The following is a 2,430-nucleotide window of genomic DNA, read 5'->3' on the forward strand; positions in this document are numbered from 1 at the left end:
TGTTAGTGGCCAATTAAAATGACCCACTACTGGCCATTTATTTTGACCCACCCCCGGGTGGCCGTCAGGCCACAGAACCAGCTACTGTCCCCCGCTTTTATCGATAGCCGGGGGCATGTCAGTGAAGGAGTGGGTTGTGATACACAAAATCAAGGCACTGCACGATAACGGCAAAGGGTTGTCGATCCGCGCCATCAGTCAGGAACTGGGGCTGTCCCGCAATACCGTCCGCAAGTATCTGCGGATGAATGAGAACGCGATTTCAGAACAGATTGAAGATCCCTCACGCACCAAGCGCCTCGATGATCACCGGGATTATCTGGTGCATTTGCTCAAGCAATTCCCCAAGCTCAGCGCCGTCAAGATTGCCCGTAAGCTTCAGGCAAAGGTCGGCGACTTACCGGCCTCAGACCGTTCCATTCGCCGTTATGTGCGAGTGCTCAAGGAGGAAGTGGCCTCGGCCCAGATGCGCTATTACGAGCCCATTCTGGAGGATGTGCCCGGTGTTCAGTGTCAGGTGGACCCCGGTGAGTTGCGCGGCGTGCTGATCGGTGGCGAAGAACGCACGCTGCATTTTGTGGTGTTCGTGCTGTCGTACTCGCGGTTGATGTACGTGGGCCTGGCCTTCCGCCCGCTGGATACCCAGACGTTTATCCAGCTCCATGACGAAGCCCTGCGGTACTTCGGTGGCCTGCCGGATGAGTGCGTTTACGATCAGACCAAGCTGGTGGTGATCAACGAACAGTACCGCGAACTGACGCTCAACCAACGGTTTCATGAGTATGCCACCACGGCTGGATTCCGGATCCATGCCTGCGAAGGCTATGACCCGGAGAGCAAGGGCAAGGTGGAAGCCGGTGTTAAGTACGTCAAGCAGGATTGCCTCTACGGTGAAGTCTTCCGGGATCAGGAACACGTGCGTCAGCACGTGCAGGACTGGGTTGAGAGCGTGGCCAATGTCCGCATCCACGGCACCACCGGCGAACCACCGCGGGAACGCTTCGAACGGGATGAGCGAGAACATCTGGAGGCCTACCTGTCACCGGCTTGCGTACAGCCTGTGGCCCGCGAGACACGGCAGGTGGACAAGACCGGCCTGATCGCCTGGAAGGCCAACAAGTACTCCGTGCCCATGGCCTGGCAGCAGGCCCGGGTGGGCGTTCTGGAGTCCGGCAGTCAACTCCATATCAGCGACCTGAACACGGGCGAAGTCATTGCCAGTCATGCGCTGTGCGCCGACAAGGGCAAGGTGATCAAGAACACCCATCACTACCGGGATCATGCCCAGCGCGTGAACAAGCTGGAAGCTGGTATCAACGCCCTGATCAGCGACGAGACCGGGCACCGGTTGTGTCAGCAGCTCAAGCGCTCCGAGCCCAAGATCTACAAGGATCAGTTGGTGGCTGCCCGTGACCTGCTCAAGCGCCATGCGCCGGTGGATCCAGAGTTGATCACAGCGCTGGCAGAACGCCCCGGCATGACGGCCACACGACTGCAAAACTACCTGGAAGCAGCCCAGGCGGCCGTTCTGCGGGAGCGACAGCCGGAATCGTTACCGGAACCCAAGCAGGCATTGGATCTGAGCGCCTACCAGCGTCTTGGCCGCTCCAGTGGCCAGGGGGTGACCCATGAGCCAGCTTGAACAGACTGTAGCCCGTTACCGCAGCCTGCGCCTGAGCGCAGCCGCCGATGAACTAATCAACCTGCTGGCCGAGGCAGAAGCCAACGAGATGTCCTATCTCAGCTTCGCGGATCGGCTTGCCGAACACGAACTGGTTCAACGGCAGGACAAGCGCATCCACCGGAATCGGAAGATGGCCGCGTTCCCCGCCGAGAAGCGCCTTGAGGGCTTCGACTACCGGCACCAGACCACCATTAATAAACGCCAGGTGAACGCCTTGCTGGACTTCCAGTTCCTCGACGAACGGAACAACCTGGTGTTCATTGGCCCGCCGGGTGTGGGCAAGACCCACCTGGCCATCGGTATTGGCCACAAGGCAGTGGAAGCTGGTTACCGGGTATTGTTCCGCAATGCCCTGGATCTGGTGGAAGAGCTGGAACTGGCCGAGATGAAGGGTGAGCTGAAAAAACGGGTCAGCGCCCTGGCCAAATACGACCTGCTGATCATTGATGAGCTGGGTTACCTGCCCATGACCCGGCAGGCCCGCTACAATCTGTTCCAGTTGATCAACAGCCTGTACGAATACCGGTCGATCATCTTGACCACCAACAAGGACTTCACCAGTTGGGGCGAGTTCTTCCACGACGACAACGTGGCGGTGCCGATCATTGACCGGGTCATCCACCATTCGCACATCTTTATGTTGGGAGGAGAAAGCTATCGACTGAAGCAAAAAGCCACAAGATAGACTATGAAAGGTGGGTCAATTTTATTGGCCAAAGGTGGGTCAAAATAAATGGCCATTGACA

At 58.1% G+C, this 2,430-nt stretch carries 2 protein-coding genes; both read left to right on the forward strand.

Annotated elements, in window-relative coordinates; translation table 11 throughout:
* The first annotated feature begins 136 nt into the window (after window positions 1-136).
* On the forward strand, window positions 137-1,642 hold the full coding sequence (gene istA, locus MLC70_RS18320) for an IS21 family transposase (protein ID WP_082640780.1): 1,506 nt from the start codon (window positions 137-139) through the stop codon (window positions 1,640-1,642).
* Window positions 1,629-2,369, forward strand: a complete 741-nt coding sequence (gene istB, locus MLC70_RS18325; protein ID WP_053112996.1) for an IS21-like element helper ATPase IstB — start codon at window positions 1,629-1,631, stop codon at window positions 2,367-2,369. The genes istA and istB overlap by 14 nt, the downstream gene beginning before the upstream one ends.
* Window positions 2,370-2,430 lie beyond the last annotated feature (61 nt).

It is taken from the genome of Marinobacter goseongensis, assembly GCF_023156235.1.
In the GTDB taxonomy this organism is placed as follows: Bacteria; Pseudomonadota; Gammaproteobacteria; order Pseudomonadales; family Oleiphilaceae; genus Marinobacter; species Marinobacter goseongensis.

Bases quoted from the DNA above. Each gene is read 5' to 3' on its own strand.
- istB (WP_053112996.1), top strand. From the start codon at position 1,629: ATGAGCCAGCTTGAACAGACTGTAGCCCGTTACCGCAGCCTGCGCCTG.